Origin of the sequence: Parapedobacter sp. GCM10030251 (assembly GCF_042666505.1) — a bacterium.
Lineage (GTDB): Bacteria > Bacteroidota > Bacteroidia > Sphingobacteriales > Sphingobacteriaceae > Parapedobacter.
The window spans coordinates 444,250-467,464 of sequence record NZ_JBHTDN010000001.1 but is presented as its reverse complement, the minus strand read 5'-3'; the positions used below and the strand labels follow the sequence as shown (position 1 = coordinate 467,464).

General features: G+C 49.1%; 18 protein-coding genes. 3 read left to right on the top strand and 15 right to left on the bottom strand.

Annotated features, from left to right (window positions below; all coding sequences use genetic code 11):
- Positions 1-9: 9 nt before the first annotated feature.
- The 7 genes from ACFQRK_RS02055 to ACFQRK_RS02025 form a co-directional block, all read right to left on the bottom strand.
- Complete coding sequence (locus ACFQRK_RS02055; protein ID WP_379003121.1) at positions 10-561, bottom strand: hypothetical protein; 552 nt, start codon at positions 559-561, stop codon at positions 10-12.
- The gene (rny, locus tag ACFQRK_RS02050) at positions 551-2,101 is read right to left on the bottom strand and encodes a ribonuclease Y (protein WP_379003119.1); all 1,551 of its coding nucleotides are present in this window, start codon (positions 2,099-2,101) and stop codon (positions 551-553) included. The genes ACFQRK_RS02055 and rny overlap by 11 nt, the downstream gene beginning before the upstream one ends.
- Before the next feature lie 306 nt (positions 2,102-2,407).
- Entirely contained in the window at positions 2,408-2,698 is a 291-nt protein-coding gene (locus tag ACFQRK_RS02045) for a cell division protein ZapA (protein WP_379003117.1), read from the bottom strand.
- 37 nt (positions 2,699-2,735) lie between these two features.
- Entirely contained in the window at positions 2,736-3,044 is a 309-nt protein-coding gene (locus ACFQRK_RS02040; protein WP_379003115.1) for a hypothetical protein, read from the bottom strand.
- A gap of 100 nt (positions 3,045-3,144) precedes the next feature.
- Positions 3,145-5,541, bottom strand: coding sequence for a phenylalanine--tRNA ligase subunit beta (gene pheT, locus ACFQRK_RS02035; RefSeq protein ID WP_379003113.1), 2,397 nt, complete (start codon positions 5,539-5,541; stop codon positions 3,145-3,147).
- A gap of 63 nt (positions 5,542-5,604) precedes the next feature.
- A complete protein-coding gene (gene radC / locus ACFQRK_RS02030) occupies positions 5,605-6,300 on the bottom strand; it encodes a DNA repair protein RadC (protein WP_379003111.1) in 696 nt (231 codons plus the stop codon).
- Positions 6,301-6,371: 71 nt separating this feature from the next.
- A complete protein-coding gene (locus ACFQRK_RS02025; RefSeq protein WP_379003109.1) occupies positions 6,372-6,767 on the bottom strand; it encodes a DoxX family protein in 396 nt (131 codons plus the stop codon).
- 114 nt (positions 6,768-6,881) lie between these two features.
- Between ACFQRK_RS02025 and ACFQRK_RS02020 the strand changes: the two genes are divergently transcribed.
- The 3 genes from ACFQRK_RS02020 (at position 6,882) to ACFQRK_RS02010 (ending at position 8,213) form a co-directional block, all read left to right on the top strand.
- Entirely contained in the window at positions 6,882-7,253 is a 372-nt protein-coding gene (locus ACFQRK_RS02020) for a winged helix-turn-helix transcriptional regulator (RefSeq protein WP_379003107.1), read from the top strand.
- Positions 7,254-7,323: 70 nt separating this feature from the next.
- Entirely contained in the window at positions 7,324-7,770 is a 447-nt protein-coding gene (locus ACFQRK_RS02015; RefSeq protein WP_379003105.1) for a peptidylprolyl isomerase, read from the top strand.
- Positions 7,767-8,213: a DUF5606 domain-containing protein gene (locus ACFQRK_RS02010; RefSeq protein ID WP_379003104.1), complete on the top strand. Its 447-nt coding sequence runs from the start codon at positions 7,767-7,769 to the stop codon at positions 8,211-8,213. The genes ACFQRK_RS02015 and ACFQRK_RS02010 overlap by 4 nt, the downstream gene beginning before the upstream one ends.
- A 69-nt stretch (positions 8,214-8,282) precedes the next feature.
- On the opposite strand, the gene ACFQRK_RS02005 is transcribed toward ACFQRK_RS02010, so the two are convergent.
- From ACFQRK_RS02005 to ACFQRK_RS01970, 8 genes are all read right to left on the bottom strand, one after another.
- Entirely contained in the window at positions 8,283-8,408 is a 126-nt protein-coding gene (locus ACFQRK_RS02005; RefSeq protein WP_379003102.1) for a hypothetical protein, read from the bottom strand.
- Between the two features lie 83 nt (positions 8,409-8,491).
- Positions 8,492-8,965, bottom strand: a complete 474-nt coding sequence (gene rlmH, locus ACFQRK_RS02000) for a 23S rRNA (pseudouridine(1915)-N(3))-methyltransferase RlmH (protein WP_379003100.1) — start codon at positions 8,963-8,965, stop codon at positions 8,492-8,494.
- 349 nt (positions 8,966-9,314) lie between these two features.
- Positions 9,315-9,614, bottom strand: a complete 300-nt coding sequence (locus ACFQRK_RS01995; protein ID WP_379003098.1) for a septum formation initiator family protein — start codon at positions 9,612-9,614, stop codon at positions 9,315-9,317.
- A gap of 63 nt (positions 9,615-9,677) precedes the next feature.
- Entirely contained in the window at positions 9,678-10,580 is a 903-nt protein-coding gene (locus ACFQRK_RS01990) for a PorP/SprF family type IX secretion system membrane protein (protein ID WP_379003096.1), read from the bottom strand.
- A 58-nt stretch (positions 10,581-10,638) separates the two neighbouring features.
- A complete protein-coding gene (locus tag ACFQRK_RS01985) occupies positions 10,639-18,528 on the bottom strand; it encodes a BspA family leucine-rich repeat surface protein (RefSeq protein ID WP_379003094.1) in 7,890 nt (2,629 codons plus the stop codon).
- Positions 18,529-18,599: 71 nt separating this feature from the next.
- Positions 18,600-19,220 carry a response regulator gene (locus tag ACFQRK_RS01980; RefSeq protein ID WP_379003092.1) on the bottom strand — a complete coding sequence of 207 codons (621 nt, stop codon included), beginning with the start codon at positions 19,218-19,220 and terminating at the stop codon, positions 18,600-18,602.
- 30 nt (positions 19,221-19,250) lie between these two features.
- Complete coding sequence (locus ACFQRK_RS01975) at positions 19,251-22,178, bottom strand: sensor histidine kinase (RefSeq protein WP_379003089.1); 2,928 nt, start codon at positions 22,176-22,178, stop codon at positions 19,251-19,253.
- Between the two features lie 102 nt (positions 22,179-22,280).
- Positions 22,281-23,183 (bottom strand): PorP/SprF family type IX secretion system membrane protein, encoded by a 903-nt coding sequence (locus tag ACFQRK_RS01970; protein WP_379003087.1) that lies wholly within the window; start codon positions 23,181-23,183, stop codon positions 22,281-22,283.
- Positions 23,184-23,215 lie beyond the last annotated feature (32 nt).

Below are 23,215 nucleotides of genomic sequence, written 5' to 3'. Positions count from 1 at the left end.
ACCATTTCGTTAATACGGAATGTTTAGTTTCTTAAAAACGAAATGCCATAGCCAGATCGGCCCCAATACCAGCATCTGCGAAAAAACACTGAATGGTACAGGTTTTTTTTCCATTCGTTTGCCGAAATACAACACAAGGAATGACATCAATAGCAGCAACGCACATACCATCCAAACCGCAGGGCCACCAGCTCGTTCTATATACTCCAGCCGCACAATAAAGAAGCTGAATACACCCACCGTAAGCAGCACCGCGTAGGACAGCGTTGTGGCTAGCCGGAGATAGTAGTAGATAAATCCTGCAATGAAAAACGAGCCCCAATTAAGAAAAGTATCATACCCATTTCTCTTCAGAAATCCGATTTCAGGAAACGGAATCATCCACACCAAGCCCAATACCGCAAACGAAAAAACAGGGATAGCTACGTACTGGATCACGCGATTTACCGGATTTTGAAACTGCTTATCGAATGTTTCAAAGTACACATCCACTTTCCGCTTGGGAGTGATCTGCGATTTCTGTTGTTTCGTCTTGATTCTGGCCATTCTCTTATTTCGCATAAGAAACCGACCGGGTTTCGCGAATGACCGTCACCTTAATTTGCCCCGGATAAGTCATTTCCGTTTGTATCCGTGTGGAAATATCCGCAGCAAGCAATTCTGCTTGCGCATCCGATACCCGCTCGCTCTGAACCACCACCCGCAACTCACGCCCAGCCTGTATAGCGAAGGTCTTTTCAACCCCCGGATAAGACAACGCCAATTCCTCCAACTCCTTGAGTCGTTTGATGTAATTTTCAACAACTTCCCTGCGGGCTCCCGGCCGGGCTCCCGAAATCGCATCACATGCCTGGACAATCGGCGAAATCAGCGAGGTCATCTCGATTTCATCGTGGTGAGCTCCAATGGCATTGCATACATCGGGGTGTTCTTTATATTTTTCCGCCAGTTGCATCCCCAGAATGGCGTGGGGCAGCTCGGGGTTATCATCGGGTACCTTACCGATATCGTGTAGCAAACCGGCGCGTTTGGCATGCTTTACGTTAAGTCCTAACTCAGCTGCCATTGTTGCACTGAAATTCGCAACTTCCCGGGAGTGTTGCAACAAATTTTGCCCATATGATGAACGGTAACGCATGCGGCCCACCATACGGATCAGCTCAGGATGAAGCCCATGAATACCTAAGTCGATTACGGTACGTTCTCCGATTTCAACAATCTCATCTTCGATTTGATTCTTGGTTTTCGCCACTACTTCTTCAATACGGGCAGGGTGTATACGCCCGTCCGTCACCAATCGGTGAAGGGCTAAACGTGCAATTTCACGGCGTACGGGATCAAAGCCGGAGAGAATAATTGCTTCCGGCGTATCGTCGACAATAATCTCAACCCCGGTGGCTGCTTCAAGTGCACGGATATTCCGTCCCTCACGACCAATGATACGTCCCTTGATTTCGTCATTCTCAATGTTAAAGATCGATACGGTATTCTCAATAGCACTCTCCGTAGCGGTCCGCTGAATGGTCTGAATAACCACTTTCTTCGCCTCTTTTGTCGCCGTCAGCTTTGCTTCATCTACAATGTCCTTGATCTGGATGACTGCTTGGGAACGAGCTTCCTCTTTGAGATTTTCGACAAGTTGATTTTTGGCTTCTTCGGCCGACAGGCCTGCCATGGTTTCCAGTTGCTTGATGTGTTGTGATTTGAGTTGCTCTACTTCTTCCTGCTTCTTTTCATTTAGTTCGGTAAGCCGCTCCAGGTTTTTCCGAGTGTTTTCCAGCTCCTGCTTTTCGCGATTCAGGTTTTCCAATTTCTGATTTAGCGACTGTTCCTTCTGCCGGATACTTCCTTCACGCTGACTCAATGCATTGTTTTTCTGACTGGTTTCTTTTTCATGCTCTGCCTTCAGTTGCAAAAACTTTTCCTTCGCTTCTAACAGCCGTTGTTTCTTCAGATGTTCACCCGCTTGTTCAGCCTCCTTAAGGATTTTTTTGGCTTTGCTCTGAGCCGCTACTTCCTGCTTTTTAAATAGAAATCGCAAGGCGAAGCGACCCACTGCTACCCCCACAATAAACGCTATGCCGACGTATATATACTCCATTGTTGCTTATTTTTATTTTACTTAATTATTCATTTATCCTATATACTTCACGTTGCTATTTCATTTTGTTTATCGCCCTTCGATTACCTACCGATTCGGCAAAAAAAAACCGCAATTAAATAACCAGGTCTCATGTATTATAAACTTCCTTACACAGGTTTAGCGTACTGATCCTGACCAGATGGCATCTGCAAAATGGCCTACATCTCATTTACGCCTTTGTGATATTGAAGCGTTAAGTTTAAAATAGTGAAACCCGAATTTAACTGCGGTAAATTCGTGTTAAAGCTCTGATAATTAAGAACGTTATTTATTAAAGAATTCGGTCAACATGTTGTCCAGTTCATTTACAGCTTTTACGACACCGACTTCGTCCACGGTTGACTTGCGTTCCGCCTTGAGCATTCCCGTAGCGTAATGAAGTACACACATCGATAATAAATCCTGTTTATCCCTTACTGCATAATTTTCCTGAAACTCTTTAATTCTGTCGTTTATCAATTTTGATGCTCGCCGGATTACCTCCTCCTCCTCCATATCCACTCGCAAGGGATAAATCCGGTCTGCAATGTTTATTTTTATGGAAATTTCTCCCATGTTTGAGCTAATTCACTATACGTCACTTTCCCGCTCATTACCTGAGCAACTCGATACATCTATCTATTTCCCGCACAAAATCGTTAATTTTTTGCTTTGTGTCAAGTATTTTTTCATTTATTACCGTTTTGTCGACCTGCCCCTCCTCTAACGAACGAGCCACAGCGAGCGCCTTTAACTTCTCTTCCAGCTGCTTATTCTTATCATTACTTGTATCAAATGCTACCTTTAACGACTGCACTTCAAGCCGGAGCATATCGTTTTCCTCTTGTAGGGACGCGCACAAGTTTAACAACTTCCGTGTGTTGTCTACCACATTTGCCAATTGTGCCGCTACCGATGACATTTTTTTGTAGTTCTTTTTTTAAAATTGAAATGGAATAATTAGTTGAAAATGAATATCTTCCGCTTCCAATTTTCACAACTTACAATCCCCCACTTTCAACTCACTTCCTCACTTCCGCACCTGTTTCTTTTTCAAAATTATAAATTAATTTTTTAACTATCGCATCAATCTGTTTATCATTAAGTGTCTTTTCTTCATCTTGTAAAACAAACTGAAGCGCATAGGATTTTTTTCCCGCGGGCAATTTATCACCGGTGTATACGTCAAACACGCTTACACTCTTTAACAGTTTCCGTTCACTTTTTTCAGCGATTTCTTTCAGCTTACCGAAGCTCACATCCGCATCAATCAGTAAAGAAAGGTCTCTCCGTACCGCTGGAAACTTTGGTACTTCCCGGTAGGTAATTTTGTTTTTTCGAATGGCTTTAAGTACCGATCCCCAATCAAAGTCGGCATAAAACACCTCTCCGTCCACATCGGCTTTTTTCAAGGACTGCGGATTTACCGCCCCGAAGGAAACCAGCGCCTTACCTCCCCGTTCATAAGTCAATCCGTACTGATAATGAGATTCCGGTGCATCTGTCGCTTGAAATCCCGTTATGTTTAACCGACGCAAAAGCGCATCGACCGCCGCTTTGATGTAATAAAATGACACGGGTTTGGGCGCCTGGTTCCATTGCTGGGAATCCTGTTTACCCACAACGGCCAAAGCCAGGCGCTGCGTTTCAAGAAACAATTCCTGGTCTAGGCGGTAGGTACTTCCAAACTCAAATAATTTCAAATCAACCTGCTTGCGTTTTTGGTTATAGGCTATGGTATCCAACACAGAAAAAAGCAGGTTCTGCCGCATCACTTCCAAGTCAGTACTCAACGGGTTCAGAATCCGGACGGCCGCATCAGCGTCATCCAAATAGTCCATTTTCGTCAACGAATTGGATAGAATTTCACGGAAACCATTCCCAATTAACAAATCAGCCACCTGATTTTGTACTACCTCCTTATCCGGTCTGGGCGATGTGTTTAATGAGGCCTTGATTTGCCGCTTAATTTCGATACGGTTGTATCCATAGATGCGGAGCACCTCTTCGACAATGTCCACCTCGCGGGTCACATCTACTTTATAGGGCGGTACCTGCACGGTCAATACGTCATTGGTTTCGGCCAATACAGTAATACCCAGTGCCTCGATGATTGCTTTAATCTCCGATTCCGGAATAGCTTTCCCGATTAATCGTTGCACGGCCGCATACCGCACATCGAACGTAAACGGCGGAATAGGTGCCGGATATAAATCGGAAATGGTGGTAGAAACATGGCCTCCCGCAACTTCCGTTATAAGCTGTGCAGCTCTTTTCAGTGCAAAAACGGTTATATTTGGATCGGTACCTCGTTCGAAACGGAAGGAAGCGTCAGTTTTGAGTCCATGCCGCTTAGCGGTTTTCCTCACGGAAACCGGATGAAAATAGGCACTTTCCAAAAACACCGCGGTGGTTCTATCGGTAACGCCCGAATGCACACCACCAAATACCCCCGCGATGCATAACGGCTTCTCTGCATCACAGATCATAAGATCAGCCTCATCCAAAACACGTTCTATCCCGTCCAAGGTAATAAAGGGTTCAGCGGGTCGTGCCTTGCGTACGACTACCTCATTGCCCGACAGTTTACTGGCATCGAAAGCGTGCAACGGCTGCCCCAATTCATGCAACACATAATTGGTCACGTCCACAATGTTGTTGATCGGGCGTACGCCGATTGCCTTCAAACGGTCTTTCAGCCATTGCGGGGATTCGTCAACCTGAACACCGCTGATGGTCACCGAACTGTAGCGCGGGCAGGCATCGGCATCCTCTATCGAAACGGGTAATGCATCGTGATTACCCGGTGTAAATGACATGATATCCGGCAATTCATACCCGCTACGCAGATAGGCGGCGATATCCCGAGCCACGCCCAAATGCGAAGCTGCATCAGCACGATTCGGCGTAAGCCCGATTTCAAAAATGAAATCATCGTGAACACCAAAATAATCTTTGGCAGCAGTGCCTACCGGCGCATCAACCGGTAAAATCATAATGCCTTCGTGCGAAGTACCTATACCAATCTCATCTTCCGCACAAATCATTCCCTCCGACACCTCTCCGCGGATTTTGGATTTACCGATCTTAAACGGTTCTCCCGCCGTCGGATAAACCGTAGTGCCCACAGTAGCCACGACAACACGCTGGCCAACCGCTACGTTGGGAGCTCCGCAGACGATTGGCAGGAGCGTTCCCCCGCCGATATCGACGGTCGTAACCCGCAACCGATCCGCATTCAGATGGGGTATACAAGTCTTCACCTCGCCGATAACCAACCCCTCCAAGCCTCCCGGCAAGCTTTGCACCCTTTCCAATGACTCCACCTCTAGCCCGATATCCGTAAGAATCCCCGAAAGTTCCTCGGGTGTTTTGCCTGTTTGTATAAAATCGTTAAGCCAATTGTATGATATCTTCATCCTGATTTCGGAATTTGTGCAAACTTAGATTTTTTTTTGCGTTTCACAAACATACGCCCCTATTCACAGCAACCCGCTATCCCGAAAACTGTAATACCCACCATTTGTAAAGATAATGTGGTCGTTGATGGAAAAGTCGAATAACTTAGCAGCGTCATTCAATTTATTGGTTAACTGGATATCCATGTTGCTCGGCTTCAACGTACCGGAGGGATGATTGTGTGTTAGGATCATACTGGTAGCGCGATATTCCAGTGCAAGGCGAAAGATTTCCTTGATATCGACCGGTGTAAAATCGTTTCCACCTTTCCCTATTAATACATTGGCAATCAGCTTACAGCCACCAGCTAAGAAGAGCACCCAAAACTCCTCATAGGACAAGTCTTTATAAACTTGATCCATGTATTCATATACGCGCCTGCTATTGTTCAATACCGGGCGCCTCTCTTCCCTCAGTTCCTTCCTCCTCCTGCCCAATTCGAGTGCAGCGACGACCGTAATAGCCTTCGCTTCGCCGATTCCTTTGTATTGGCATAATTGGGATACCGAAAGCCGTGATAACCTATTCAGATTATTCCCTCTATCGTGAAGGATCCGACGACAAAGCTCAACGGCGGACTCCTCTCGTGAGCCACTCCCAATCAAAATGGCTAACAGTTCGGCATCGGTAAGCGCCCTGCGCCCTTGTTCCATTAGTTTTTCGCGAGGCCGATCCGCCTCAGCCCAAGCTTTGATAGCTACTCGTGATGATTGGTTCATAGGTTTCTGTTAAGGTTGTTGTACGAATAGCCAAATATACGGATTTCTACGATTTCCGGTATTAAAATAAATTAAAGAAGTTGTCCCTTTTTATGGCTGACTTTATTTCGATCCAACTTATCGAAATAAATATAGGAGGTAACCAAAATGGCTAGAACGATCAACGGCGTAACGACCGCTGGCAGGGGATCGCCGCTTGAAGCATGTGCAATGAATGCTGATACCACGGTAATTAGAAACCCGCAATAGGCCATGATTTTAATAGGCCTCGGCACGGCAGGCAACAGCAACGAAATAGCTCCCAGCAATTTAGCAACTGCCAATTCCACGCGGAAGTAATCGGAAAACCCCAAGTGCTTGAATGCAGCTTTCATTTCCTCTGCGGTGAGATAGCTGTATGAACTGAATAACATCAAAGCCGAAAAAACTCCCGTAGATACCCAAAAAATTAACTTTTGTGTTTTCATATTGATCCTTTTGTAATTTTTGACAAAGGTAACTGAATACGCTATCATAAAGATACCACTATACAAAATGATACCGATATCCTTTTGTATAGTAATGATTACTAACTTTGCATCATGGGTAGTTTATTGATACATGATCAGGAAACCTGCACCGAAAGCCTCAATGCCGTAAGGGATGCACTCTATGTGCTCAACGGGAAGTGGAAGATGTTGGTAATCGTCGCCTTGTCTACGGGACCGAGGCGATTCAAAGACATTCAGCGTGCCGTAGAAGGCATTACCCCCAAGGTGCTTTCAAAGGAACTCCGTGAACTTGAGCTCAACGAATTTGTTGAGCGGAAGGTTTATGATACGATTCCCGTACAAATCACCTATGAACTTACCCCTTACAGCGATTCATTGAAAGAAATCATCAGCGCTTTGGTCATTTGGGGCAAGCAGCACCGGGAATATATTTCAAGGAAACGAAAAAACGAAACGACTTAGTAGGGTCCCACTCCTTTTGACTTCCGGACTTGCCAACTAAACGTTATCTTTGCAGTCCAATTTTAAAAACATGAGTAGAGCAATCATTAAGACTGAAAAAGGTGACCTAACGGTACAGTTCTATGACAAGGACGCACCGGGAACCGTAGATAACTTTTTGAAACTGGCTAAATCAGGCTATTATGATGGAGTGACTTTCCACCGTGTAATACCTGACTTCGTCATCCAGGGCGGCGATCCGACGGGTACGGGTGCAGGCGGTCCTGGATACAGCATTAAATGTGAACTGGACGGAGACAACCAATATCACGATCGGGGTGTACTGTCTATGGCACATCGCGGACGTGACACCGGAGGCTCCCAATTTTTCATCTGCCATAGCCGTACCAATACCGCTCACCTTGACAGACACCATACCTGTTTCGGGAAGGTTGTTGAAAACGTGGATGTCATCGATAGCATCCGCCAAGGAGACAAGATATTGGGTATAGAAATTATTGAAGAAAAAACGACATGAATCTAAAAGCACTTGTATCCGTTACGGGCAAACCCGGCCTCTTTAAGTTGGTCGGACAGAATAAAAGTGGCTTCATCCTTGAGACCTTAGACGATCAGAAGAAAAAATCGGTCGTAAACCTGGCCACAAACAAAATGGCGACTTTGGAGGACATCACCGTCTATGGCTTCGAAGAGGAATTGAAACTGATTGATATACTTGAACGGATGAAAGAAAAAGGAACTGCGCCTGATCCGAAATCTGACGGAAAGACCCTACGGGAATTTTTCAGGGAAGTAGCTCCTGGACATGACGAAGAACGTGTTTATTCCTCGGATATCAAAAAAATCATCAATTGGTATCAAATCATCCGAGAACTGCCCTTATTCGACGAGGAAACGCCTGCACAGGTAGCCGATGAAAATAAAGCAGACGATGAAGCCCTAACTACATCGACAACATGAAAGTGCCCTGATAAAAGGATTACTCCTTTTATCAGGATTCCACCATTCAAAATCCGGCAAGATCTACGATCAGAATAGAAAAATGATGGCAGCCATCAAGGCAATACCGATAATCACCATCAACCAGAACATCCTGCTTTCGCTGGTCGTATCCGCTCCTTTATAGTGGTATTTCCGTTTGGGAATATTAATCATAGTATTTTGTTAACAATTGTTTTATCCTATTGTTTGGATGCTTGAATCCTGCATTTTCCATACGAAACCTAACAAGTTCTGAATCACTCGTGGTGGTATGGCTCCCGTTTCAAGATCGTAAAAGCACGATACAGCTGCTCCACAAAAAGAAGTCTGATCATTTGATGCGAAAACGTCATTTTAGAGAGCGATAGCTGCGCCTTGGCCTGCTGATAAATCCGCTTGTCGAAACCGTAAGGGCCGCCAATCACGAATACGACATGCTGTGTACTACTCACCATAAGCTTATTAAGGTATTCGGCAAATTCAACAGACCGATATGCCTTGCCGTGCTCATCCAGCAGGATCAGTTGATCTCCTGGTGACACATGCTTTTCGATGAGAACCGCCTCCTTCGCCCGCTGCACATCCATACTTAGCGACTTCGCATTCTTGACATCCGGCAACAGGACCAAATGGAAATGAATGTAATGTTTCAGCCTTTGCTCAAACTTGTCGATCATCGCCTTTAGTTGAGGATCATCCGTCTTTCCAATACACAATAATGTTATGCGCATTATAACTTAACTATTGTCAGCTTTTCCGGAACAATTTTAAACAAATTATTTATGAGAATCGTATTTTAGCTGGAATTGAAGGAAAAACCGGCACCGGTTAACGCCCCAATCAACATCGCCCAATTGGAGAATGAACTTTGGTTAAGCAGCAAGGTGTTTTCACCAGCGATATCCCCCGGGTGGAAAATGGCGCACTTATACCGGGATCTGAACGCCCTGTGCTACAAGTTCGGCAAGTATTTGGTGCGGGAATTACCTATAAGTTTTAAGGGTTATTATCCATCGGCTTTCGGCATCGATTCATAGCAGATCGCTGGTAGCCGATGGATGTTTATTGACAACCGATTGACTATTCCTCCACTTCTTCCTCAATGATAACGAAAACGTCCTCGTTCTCCTTTTTCATCTTGTATTTTTCCCGAGCCACCCGTTGCAAAGCCTGTGGATCGCTATTGAGGTCGTGGATGGATTTTGTCACTTTCTCTATTTCGGTCGTATAAAACGACTTCTCGGCTCGCAATTCCTTTAATTGGCTGTAGTAACTATACTGGGTGGCAACGTCGTGGCGATCGAAAAACAGCATCCAGATTGTGAAAGCTACGCCGGCAATGATGTACTTATTTCGAATGGTGGACAGCAATCGTTCCATACTACAAATGTAGTATAAAAATATCCACATTTCCAAATCATGAAGGGACTCCTCTGTCGCATATTACAGCAGGCCCACGATCCCACCGAACCGGTAGCACAGGCCAATTTCATGCGTACTATTATTGATGCTGCGACTTAATGGTTCGTTCCTAGGGTTGAATTGGTAACTGTAACCCACGCCGAATCCCGAAAAATTCAGCTGTACCATCCCTGCAAGATCTCCGTAACTGCGGATGTTCATTCCCAACCCTGCTATGCGCTTCACAAAAAACATGGCAGAGGCTTCTGCTTGTGGCCGCAGGTTCTCTGAATAGGTGATCAACATTGAGGGCCGGAATTGGAAATCCACCCCCAAATCGAACAGGGCACCGGCGGTCACGTGGTAGACGTTTCTGAAATTATAGCGCGAGTCTCCGGCCAATCCCAGGTTCCCCAGCATCAACCGGGGAAGCGACAAACCCACGTAATATTTCTCCGGACGATACAGCATAATCCCGAAACCAACCAACGCGTCCGTCTCGCGGATGTCTTCACGTACCGTCGGATCGATTGGGTCTAGCCCCGAGTAGTTCCCCTGCATATAACTCATCCCCGCGTTGAGTGCTAATCCGAGGTATTCCTTCTCTGATATCCGTACACTCTTAGCGAAAAAAGCAGAGGCTTCGGTAAGCTTTTCAACCGCCAAGCTCTCGTGGCGAACGGTAACTCCGGCTGTTGCTCCGATGCGTTGCATACCGACATGCCCACTACCCCAAATCACGCTAGGCGCACCATCGATTCCAACCCATTGACGGCGACCCACGACGGATATCGCTCCCTCTTGCTGTAGTAAGCTTCCCGCCGGGTTGATGGAGGTGCGGAGTTGCCCATGCTGCGTGTAGGTAAGTGGCTGTTGAGCCTTTAGTGCGATAGCCAACAGCATAAGCACCGTTCCTGTTAGCATTGACCGTTGAATACGTTTCATATACTTCTTTGTTGTGAGCCTGTGAGTTTGCGAACCTGTGAACGAGGGATCCTATTCCCTAGTACCTAAGCACAAACCACCCTTTCTCGTATTTCCAAGTTCCATTCACTTTAATTTCAGCCACGTAAAAATAAGTTCCGGCTGGCAACAACATTTGTCCCGTGCTGACACCGCGGAACGCAATACTTCCGTTATTATACCCTTTCGCTTCATAAAGAACGGTACCGTTCCGGTTAAATACCACTACCTTATTTTCAGGATAATCCTTAATACCTTCGATCAATAGATACTCATTGATGCCATCGCCGTTGGGCGACACTACCTTACTCACGCGCATCGGCAGTTCCGCCCCGGGGTCGATTACCCGTACGGTAATGACTACCGGATCAGCCGCCTGATAGTTGCCATCTCCCCCCTGATTGGCGGTGATTCGCACGGTACCAAGCCGGTGAACATGAAGTTTGGAGCCTTCCAACGTGGCTACTTCCGGATCGTCGATCGAGAGAAATACCGGCAGACCGCTGCTTGCCGATACCTCCAGCTGGACAGAACCCGCGTCGCGATGCACCTGCTCTACCTGGGCAAACTCGATGATCTGAGATGACTTGCTGACCATCAGGATACGGCTTACTTCCGGACGGTTGCTGTAATTGCTGTTCGCAGGAACGGTCGCTTTGATGGTGGTCGTTCCGGCACCGTTGATCGTAATGCGGCCAGTTGAATTGATCTCGGCCACTGCCGGATCGCTGCTCGTGTAACTCACCACCTCCCCGCTGCTGGCAGTCGCTCCCGCATCAAAAGCCCCATCCCCGTAGGTCTTCTCGGGTAATGGCTGGAAATCGATGCTCCGTTCCGCCGGCGTGATTGTCAGCGTGGCCCTCAATGTCAGCGTTTCATAATTACCGCCGCTGATGGTCGCCGTCGCTTCATACACCCCAACCTCCGTATGGCGGTTGTTCGAATATGTCACTTTGGTACCAGCGGGGAGATCCCCTTCTAGGAGGATTTCCCGTTCTGTACCTTGGTAGATATAGGTGATGTTCTCAAATTTAATTCCGTCAATCGTAGTGCGGCCAATGGTTAACGACCCTGCTTTAAATAAGATATTATAATTATCACCCGCCGACAGGGTTCCCTGCGTGATGGCATAGTTGCCTACATCCTCGCCCGCTTCACGGTTCAATGCTCCCGTGAACGTATCCCCACCGATCAATTCCGGCATGACGGTATAGGTCAGTACCGGATCATCCGTACCGAATACCTTGATCTGGTTAGTTGCCGTGACCATGATTGTTAGCGGCCTGATAGTCAGCGTAGCCGTCAACTCCGCGTCTTCGTAGTTGTTCCCTCCATCGATCAACGCGGTGACTTCATACGTACCTGCATGAGTTGCGCTGTTGCCCAGCTCGCCGTCAATAGTATAGCTCATCGTTACACCCGCCGGCAGGTCACCCGTAATGGCGAGCGCATGTTCCGTACCATCGTACGTAAACGACGCATCGGCAAAGTTGACGCCCTCATAGTCTGCAGGCGTAATAGTTAACGTACTTGGTTCGAAAATAATTACGTAATTATCAGTTAGCGACAAACTACCTCGCGTGATCACATAGCTGCCTACATTTTCACCTGGCTCACGACCAAGCCTACCGGTAAACACATCCGCTCCGATCAGTTCCGGCGTAAACGTATATGTCAATGGAGGATCGGCCGCATGAAATACTTTCATCTGGGTATCCGCAGTCACCGTGACACTGAACGGCAGAATCGTCAAATCTGCGGTTAATACCTGCGTTAGGTAATTATCCCCGCTGATCGTAGCACTCACCCGATAGGTACCTGCATCAATTGCCCCATTACCCACCTCGCCATCAATCGTATAACTTACCGTCGTACCCTCGGGCAGTTCACCCCTAATGGCGAGTGCATGTTCCGCACCGTTATAAGTGAGGGTGGTATCTGCAAATGCGATACCTGTGATGATAGCCGGAGCAATTATGAAGTCGCCTCCGACGAAGGTCATTGCGTAGTTATCACTAAGGGAGAGATCGCCTTGTGTAATGATATATGTGCCTACACCTTCGCCTACATCGCGATCCAAGGCTCCGGTGAACGTATCGTTGCCAATCAATGCCGGCGTAAACGTGTAGGTCAGCTCCGGATCAGCCGTGCCGAATGCTTTGGTTCGGTCTTCCGCCGTGACGGTGATTTCACGCGGCGTGATCGTCAGTGTAGCTGCGAGCTCCGCGTCCTCGTAATTCTCGCCGCCGTCGACGCGGGCGGTGACTTCGTACGTCCCCGCGTTGGTAGCGGTGTTTCCGGGTTCGCCGTTGATTGTATAGCTTACTGACACCCCGTCGGGCAGGTCGCCCGTGATAGACAGCAATTTGGCCGTACCATCAAACTCCACGCTTTCATCTTGAAGCGAGACATCCGTTAGCGGCATGTAATACCGTACCGCCAACACGTTGGATGCCCTATTTCCGATGCCGACAAGGTTGATGACCGCATCGGCCGGAACCGACACATGCACAATGCCTCCAACCACGGGTGTTACCAGCATTGAATAACTGATGTTGTCCGAAGTCGTCAGGTTGCTCACCGTTGCATTGGTTGCAACGATATCGGCGGTTGTAAATCCGGTAACTGGCTCGCTAAATACGGCGGTTACCGAAAAAGGCGCGTTCACCGGCGATGACGCCATCGTACTTACCGTCACGACGGGGCGTGGAGCCACTTCCAATATAAATATATCTGTCACCGTTCCTCCGTTACCATCATCGGCGGTCACTGCGATGTCGATAACGCCTACATCCGAATTTCCCGGCGTGCCGCTGAACGTTCTGGTGACTTCGTCAAAATCGAGCCAATCCGGCAAGGATTTCCCGTCGCTCCCTTCAGCCCCGTAAGTCAGCACGTCATCCGCATTCGTATCTTCAAAAGTGTCTTCAGCAAACTGAAAGCTGAACGGCGTATCCTCCACCGCTTCCTGATCCGGGATGGGACGGGCTATGGTTGGTACCGAGTTGACCCTCAGGAGGAGCGTACTGCCATTCTGTATGTGGTAGTCAGCCAGTGTCCGGCCGTCTTCCAAGGCGACCCCTTCAAAGAAAAGCAGTTGCAGATGAGGCGGAATAGCTACCTGGTCTTGAATCCGTTGCTTTACCTGCTGGACCGCATCGCTTGCCGCTGCCCGGATGATCAAGGTATTACCCGATTCGGTTTTCACGAAGACGACCATCGACTCGCATGCAGGCATATCCCCCACTATCACCCAGCCGTGGTCGTCTATCAACGACTGTCGCGCTTCGGCACCGGCACAGTATACCAAACCACCTGCCCCCAACCGAATACCGTCCGGCAAAGCGCTTTTTGCGGCCCAGCCGATCAGCGTGGCATCGTAGTTTTCAAGCGAGAGACCGGAGCCGTTGAGCATATTCATCATATCGGTCACACCGGAAATATCCCACCCCGACAAATCCTGATCGAACGCAGTAGCACCCAGAAACATCGCACTCATGTCCGTTACGTTTGATACGTCCCAGTTTGTTAGATCTTGGTTAAAAGCTGTGGCGTTCATGAACATCGCATACATATCCGTTACGCCGGATACATCCCAACCGCTTATGTCACTATTGAAAGCAGTCGCACTGGAAAACATTCCCCTCATGTTCGTGATGCCGGAGACATCCCAGCCACTTAAGTCCCCGTTGAACTCGAGCGCTTGCACGAACATGTACTCCAGATCCGTAACATTGGTCAGATCCGGAACATCTGTAGCGTTGTGTACCAAGTTGGCGGCACGGGCAAAAGCCCTGTTCATCGACGTCCATTGGATATCGCCCCATTGCTCGATTGACAAAATCTTTTCCATATCTCCCCCTACCGCTACTGTTCCGAAACTAATGCGGGGAAAGTCGCCCGTAATCTCCACACGGTAGGTGCCCGCCTCCGGGAAGGTAAGGGTAAGGGTACCCGTGACGCCCGTTTCCGTCCCGTGGACACCCGGATCATCGACATTTTCCCAGTAGACATCGTAAAGATAACCGGTCCCCACCGTAGGGATGGTAATCTGGTTATCTTGAGACGTACCTGGATTGTCCGTTTTCCAGGTCGTGACAAATGGACGTTGAATGATTCCCTGATATTCATACGAACCCATATCGATCACCCCGCCAGCGGCAAGGTTATACACCCGCGGGTTCCCAGCCAGGTCAGGATCGTTTGCCAAATCACCGCCAGCATCGATATAGGCGGTGTTACTGCCCGCATTGATGGCAGGGCTCCTTGACTGGAGGCTGTAATCCCCGTTGATAGCATCGGTAAAAAGCGGATCCGTGTCCAGACCTCCGCCCATGCCACCGTGTATGATGCTATTTGAAACCGGCAACCCGCCTCCGGCATTAAAGATAGACGCCGTCGCCGAAGTTTCACTGCCCTCGGCCTGATTGCGCCAAATAATGGAATTAATCAACGATAGCCTACCGTTCCATCCGGAAGCAATTGCACCACCTCGCGCCGCGCTGACATTCCCGGTAAAGGTCGCATTGACAACGGTAATGGAAGAGTTTTCTGCAAATAAACCTCCCCCTTGTGCCGCTTCGTTATCAGTAAACAGCACATTTGTTAGTACGGGTTCATAGGCGGCTGAAAAGTGGGCGCCTCCGCCGTCTCCCGCCGCAAAATTGTCGGCAAAGATAACATTGGAGATAAAGGGGCCACCGGATCCCACATAGAGCCCTCCGCCTTCGTTGCTACCACCGTCACCGTCCGCATTTCCGCCTGTAACGGTAAATCCGTCCAATATGGCCGAAATACCCACGCCAGACCCATTGACCACGTGGTAGGTATTACCATTCAGCAAGCCATCGCCGTTAATATCGCCACTGAGGACCGCAGAATTGGCTTTGAAGTCGCGCTGACTGATTGATGTTTCCGCCGGATCTCCGGCAAATCCGCCATAGAGTTCCACGTTATTCAACAACCGGAAACTAGAAGCCCGGTCGGATTCATTGGCCGTGGGGTAATAAACGCCGTCGGCCACCCAAATCTGCAACGCACCGTCCGTTGTGCCGTCCCAATTTTCAGCCGCCCATGCAAGGGCATCCCGAAGTTCGGGTACGGCGTTGGCCCAGCTGTCGCCCGCTCCCGTATAGCCAGCGGCTCCCGTATTGACGTTGATGTCGACATAAAGCACGTTGTTTTCGTCGGGTGTAAGCAGCAATTCGAGCACAAGGTGCAAGGTACTTCCGTCTTGTATGTTATAATCGGCCAGCGTCCTGCCGTCTTCCAATTGAGTTCCAGCAAAAATTAGGCGTTGCCGGTCTGCGGGAATACCCTCTTTATCTTGGATTTTCTGCTTTACCTGTTGAATGGCATCTGACGAGAAGACATCCAAGGTAATGGTTTTTCCGGTCAGTGTCTTGACAAAAATCTGGATGCCCGGGCATTCCCGTTGATCACCCGTGATTGCCCAGCCATAATCAGCAATCAATTGCTGCCGGGCACTGGCTCCGGCGCAGTAGGTTAAGCCGCCAACCCCAAACTCAACATTCCTTTGGACAGCGGGCCGCGCCGCCCAAGCGATCAGCGTGGCATCGTAGCTTTCACGCGATAGGCCGGCACTGGTCAACATATCGCCCATATTGGCAACCTGGCTCACGTCCCACTGGCCAAGAGGCTGATTGAAAGCGCTTGCGCCTTGAAACATACCGTACATACTGGTTACGCCGGATACATCCCAACTGCCCACGGTTCCGTTAAAATGATCGGCGCCCCAGAACAGGCGCTCCATATTTTGAACGTTCGACACATTCCAGCCACTGAGGTCCTGGTTAAATGCCTTTGCGTCCTCAAACATACCGTACATCGTCGTCACATTGGAAACGTTCCAATTGCCTATGGCGCCATTGAAATTAGCGGCACCCGAAAACATACGCTCCATATCTTCGACATTGGATACGTTCCACGCATTGAGGTCCTGGTCAAAAGCAACGGCCAATGCGAACATATTCGACATGTTTGACACATTGTCCACCGTCCAGCGGCTGATATCCCGGTTGAAAAGAACGGCGTCATAAAACATGCTACCCATATCTTGTACGCTGGAAACGTCCCAGCCACCGATATCCTGATTAAAAGCAAATGCCCCAAAAAACAGCTCCCGCATATTCTCTACGCCCGAAACGTTCCAGCCACCGATATTCCGGTTAAATTCCCTGGCCTGGCCAAACATGGCACTCATATCCGTCACCTGCGAAACGTCCCAGCCACCGATGTCCCCATTAAATTTTTCGGCCCCATAGAACATCCGCGACATATCGGTTACCCTTGCAACATTCCATGCACTAAGGTTTTGGTTGAATGCCGCAGCGTTATGGAACAACCTTGACATATCCGTGATGTTGGAGACATCCCAATGCCCGATTGGCGCGTTAAATGACCTGGCGCCGGAAAACATTTCCTTAAGCGACGTAACACCGCTTAAGTCGGGTGCATCATTGGCGTTTACCTGAAGACGTGTGGCGTTCAGAAACGCCCGTTCCATAGACGTCCATGCGATGTCGCCCCATTGTTCTACCGATAGTATCTGGAGCGGTGAAGGCAGAAGGCCCGGGGACTGTGACGGGTTAGTTTCTGGTAACCTTTCCATACCGAGTCGAGGAAATTGGCCTGAAATCTCGATCCGGACGGTCTGGCTCATCATCGGCCCTACGGAAAGGGTGAAATCGCCCGTCACACCGGTTGCCGTACCGCTTGTCCCACCGACGATCTCCCAATAGACATTGTAGTTATAAGCCTCACCTGGAATGGTCGGGATGACCAGTTGGCTGTTTTGTGCGGTAAACGCGTCGAACTCCCATGTTGTGATGAAATTACCGGGATCGCCCGGCGTAATGACGGCCCCGGCACCGTCGCAATCCGTTGCTTCGGTATCGCCCGTAATCGTCCAGCCTTTATCGATCAATTGCTGCCGTGCTTCCGCAGCAGCTGTGCCGGGGCAGTATTCTTGGCCTGTTGCATGCAATATGATATTAGAAGGTGCCGTTGGTAGGGCTGCCCAGCCGATCAATGTGGCACCATAACTGCTGGTGGAGAGACCGGTTGCCAGTAGCATATCTTCCATATTCGTCACCCCCGAAATGTCCCAATCGCCCAAGGATTGATCAAAATCCATCGCGAATGCGAACATACTTCCCATATCGGTTACGTTGGGAGTCGCCCACCCACTCAAATCCTGGTTAAAATCCGCTGCACTATAAAACATGAAAGACATGTCCTTTACGGAAGTAACGGTCCATGCTCCGATGTCTTGGTTGAACACGGAGGCTTGCCAGAACATTCCCCGCATGTTGGCTACGCTGGATACATTCCAATTGCTAATATTGCCATTGAACGCGAATGCGCTATAGAACATATTGCTCATATCGGTTATCCCCGAAACATCCCATCCACTAAGGTCGCCGTTAAATGCCTGCGCATTATAAAACATCCGTGACAGTGATGACACGCCACTTAAGTTTGGCGCATCGGTAGCGTTAAGCACCATATTCCTGGCACCTGAAAAAGCAGCTTCCATAGAAGACCAGGCCATATCGCCCCACTGTTCGATACTCGTTAGCCGATCTGCTATCTCCATACCGACGCCCTGAAGCCGTATGGCCGGAAAATTCCCGGTAATCGATACGGTGTATGTCCCGGGGTTGGAGTAAGTATGCGTTGCATCGCCGGTTTGACCGGCGGACATATTTCCGTCGCCCCAATTTACGGCATAATTATACCCCGTTACATCATCGTTTACCGGAATCGTGATGCTTTCATTGGGCGCTTCCGTCGTCCACGTAGTGATAAACGGTCGCTGTGCCGATGCCGTTAAACCGAACAATGTAAAAGTGAATATTACCCATAGACGCGTAAGTCGCACCGGTAAAAGCGGTAGAAGTCTTTCCATAGCGCTGCAAATAGACCACAAATCTCGCTAAAATGGTATCCCCCTTTTGGGGGAGGAAAGTTCCTTCCGTGCTACCTGTATTTCCTGCTGATGAGCGCGTGGCGGCTATTTACCGCCAACTTTTCGTAAATGTGTTTAATGTGGTATTTGACGGTTTCCAACGAAATATCGAGGCGGATGGCCACTTCTTTATTGGTGAGCCCTTCTTCGATGGCAGCAACGATCTGCGCTTCCCGTGGAGTCAGGTTTTCGTGAAGGTCGTCCGTGTTTTTAGGATTAAAATATTCGACCACCATGCGGGCGATGCCGGGCGACATAGGGGCACCACCCTCATGCAGCGAAGCCACCGCTTCTTTGATTTTCTGTAATGGGGTCTGCTTGAGGAGATACCCTGATGCGCCGTTACAAAGCGCCTGGAACACCCGATTGGCGTCGTCATAAACCGTCAGCATAATCACCTGGCACTTCGGTGCGTGCTTCTTAATACGCTGCACCCCCTTGATACCCGATTCACCGGGGAGACCGATATCGGAAAGAACGACATCCAAAAAAACATCCGCTTTCCAACCTTCAAAAAATGCTTCCACCGAATGTGCGGATAACTGACAGGAAAACCCGGTTTGGTTATCGAAAAAATTAACCAATGTGGTTCTGATCTGTTCATCGTCTTCTATAATGCCCAAACGTATCATCGTGTAAAGGTACGGCTTAGTTGACAATGCCTATATCCCCCTTTTGGGTGGTAGGTCCAGCGTAAGCCGGAACATCCCGTGCTCATCCATAACGGAAAGTGTTCCGCCGGTTTTCGCAGCCCGTAGCCGCATATTTTCCAGTCCCCGACCGCCTTGTTGGTCGGCCACTCCATTGCTCTTTCGGGTATAGTGATTGCCAACCACCAATCGGACGGTTGCCTCCACATGCAGGGAAATCACGATTTCCGAACCATCGCTGTACTTAATCGCATTGGTCAGCGCTTCTTTAAAGATCAAAAATAAGTTCTGCCTGACCGTTTGCGAAACTCGTCCCGCTTCCATATCACCATGCTCCTCAAACCGGTAACTGAAATCCAGCTCCTCCCGAAGTTTGTAGAGGTAATCTTTCATGCGGATAACCAGCTCTTTCATCGTGTCAAACCGCGAGTCGATCGACCATACCATATCGCTCATGGTCAACAGCGCCTGTTTACTTGTATCCGCAATCAGCTCCAACTGCTTGCCCTGCTTTTCATCCATCCGGCTTGTGGCCGATAGCGTATTTGCCTGAAAAAAGATACGGGTCAGCGAACTCCCGACTTCATCGTGCAGGTCGGCAGCGATCCGGTTCCGGATCGCCTGTTCGCGTCGAATTTTCTGGATCCGGCTGCGGTACCAGAGTGCCAAGAGCAATAGGACAACGGCAATGATCAACGCGGTAAACCACCACGTTTGAAAATAATAAGGTTGCTTGACCACCGTAATCTCCTTATCCACGCTGCCCGTTCCGGTACTTCGGGTTTGCAGCTGAATGCTGTAACTGCCCGGCGAAGGCTCGATCAACGAAATAAATTGGCCCAACTCAAGAGGTTCCCACGTACCGTTGTTGAATGCGTAACGAATTTCGCTATCGGCGCGGTAGTTTCCCGGAGTTCCTACAAAAAGTCCTGTCAAACTTTGCCCCGGTTGGAGCACAAGCGTGCGTTCGCCACGGTAAGGCCAGCTATAATCTGCCGATTTCGTTCCCGTATGCCCGGCTAGGGTATGAGTTTCGGTGACGTAGCTCTCCAGTTGATCTCGCCCGTTAAACCAATCGTACGTCATATCCAGCACGGTGTACCCCATCAGTCCGCCGACAAATATCCGGTTTCGGGCAGTATCCAGAAACGACGCGCCCGAATTGAATTCAGATTGGCTCAATCCTTCAGCCGTTCCAATGCGTCTAATACGTTGCCGTCCATCAATCAGATTCAGCCCATTGGCTGTGCCTACTACCATTATGCCATTCACCCATTCCAAACTGTAAATCAAATTATTACTCAATCCTTCCGCCGTTGTTAGACGGCGCAACACCCGTCCCTCCGCATCAATCGCGACCAGTCCATCGCCCTGCGTGGCCAGCCAAAGCGTGTCGTTAACAACGATCGACTTAAATACGCCGATGTTGCCGGATTTTGGGTATTTTTTTGTTAATACGCCTTTATTGAGCGCAAAAAGGCCAATATTGGTACTTAATAACAAGTCGTGACCTTTACGTTGTTGCATATAGCGAATCTGGATATCCAACGCGTGCGGCTGGCCCGCGGTCAATTCGTATCGATCCAGGTGGTGATTTTTTTTATCGAGCAGCCAAAGGCCATTCATACCGCCAATCAGGTAATCCGTTTTGGTCTCGGCAAGACACATTACATAGATGGGCAAGTGGGCGGCGTATTTCTCGCGCGCGTTTTCGGAGAGCGTGTAGCGGAAATCTGTAATCCGGCGTTGACTCCGGTTAAAGACTTTCAGGAAGCCCCCCTCAGTACCTACGAGCAATTCATTGTCGTTCATCGGTAGCAGCGCGTAACCATGCCTGAGTTCTTGAAATGTCTGCACGGAGCCATCAGGTGCGATGTAGCCAGCCCCGTTATAAGTCGCATAAAACAATGCACCGTCCGGGTAAACATAAATTCCCCGTGTACTCTTGTTGCGGCCCGGATTGACCGGAATAAGCTGCGAAAGACCGCTCGTTTTGGGATATGCCACGAAAATCCCCTCTTCGGTTCCCAATAGCGCCTCTTCCCCGACTAGATTTACCGAGGTGGTCCGGAATCGGTGTTTGGAGGGAATCGGCAATCGTTGACGAAGGCGGATGTTTGCATCCAGTAGATAGATCGCTTCGTCGTCGGCGTAGGCATGCCTGCCGTTACCTTCCTTCAATACATAGTATTTGTCTTCCGATATGGCAAAATCAACAGGCTTAATTTGCGTTACCACGCCCTTCTCAAGCCGGTAGTGAACCGGTTCGGAAACGTCCAGAAACAGGGTATCTCCCCTTGCAACCAAATTCTTGACCAACGCTTGCAGGCCCGGGAGCTGACGGTAGTGCGCTTGCCAATTCCGACCCGGATCAATTGACAGTAAGCCTCCCCCCGTTGTACCCACCCAGATATTCCCCTTCCAGAAGGTCATACTCCGCGGCGACACTTTATTGCTTGCCGCCTTTCCTTGTTCATACAATTCGTCGATCCGTATATACTGGTCGCCTTTCAGTAAGAGCAGGTGTCCGTTTTCATAGGCGACCAAAACGGTCGAGTCGGCCAGTTGCACCATGGCATATACCGCACGGTCCTGGATCGGTGGCAGCAGGATTGAGTCCACCGCATGTACTTTCCACGTTTTTAGATCGAGATAACTTAGGTTGGCGTTGCCCGCCATCCACAGCCGATTCCGATAGTCAATCAAAATGCGCTGGGGCATATCGTCGGTGAGCCGTTGATCTGAAATGGTTTTCAAAATATCCAACGAGCGATAACCATCATATCTATAGATCTCGCCATTGGTCAAGAACCAGATAAAGCCCAGGCTATCTACCGATACATCCTTGACGAGTACCTCATCGCGATCGGGAAACAACTTAAGTTTGGTAATAGCATATTCCTGACCATGCCCACGCAATGCGGCAAGCAATAGCGCCATGCAGCAGCGTATAGGAAAACGCCATTTTCTCAGTAAGCTGAATGGTAGAAGCACCCCCAAAGGTAATACAATTCAGCAAATTCGAAACCAATCGTTTATGTTTTACAATAGTCTATCCGCATTCCCAAAACGATAACTAAGCCCGATTTCGTGAGTACTGTTGTTGATGCTACGGCTGAGCGGCTCGTTCTTCGGATTGAACTGATAGCTATAGCCAATGCCAAAACCTGAAAAGTTGAACTGTGCCATCCCTGCAAGGTCACCATAGCTACGAGCATTCAATCCGACTCCGAAAACACGTTTCACAAAGAACATCGCCGATGCCTCGGCCTGTGGACGCAAGCTCTCCGAATAGGTAACCAATATCGATGGCCGGAACTGGAAATCCGTCCCCAGATCAAACAATGCACCGGCCGTCAGGTGGTAAACGTTTCTAAAATTGTAACGCGAGTCGCCCGTCAAGCCCAGATTTCCAAGCATCAAACGGGGAAGCGATAATCCTACATAGTATTTCTCAGGACGGTACAGCATGATCCCGAAACCCACCAGCGCATCCGTCTCCCGGATGTCTTCACGTACGGTGGGGTCAAGGGGATCAAGTCCCGAATAATTTCCCGCCATGTAGCTCACCCCTGCGTTGAGCGACAATCCCAAGTACTCCTTCTCCGATATCCGCACCGCTTTGGCAAAAAAAGCAGACACTTCGGTAAGTTTTTCTACCGCGAGGCTTTCGTGACGGATGTTGATACCCCCTGTCGCGCCGATGTGCTGCATACCGAAATGTCCGCTTCCCCAGAATACCGTAGGTGCGCCATCGATGCCCACCCATTGCCGCCGGCCGATGACTGAAACTTCCCCATCGGGAGCCATTAAGCTGGCCGCTGGATTGAGAGCCGCCTTCACCTGCCCATGTTGGGTGTAAGTGAGCGGCTGTTGGGCCTTTAGTGTGATAGCCAACAGCATCAGCACCGTACCTGTTAGCATTGACCATTGAATCCGTTTCATATACTTCTTTGTTGTGAGCCTATGATTTTATG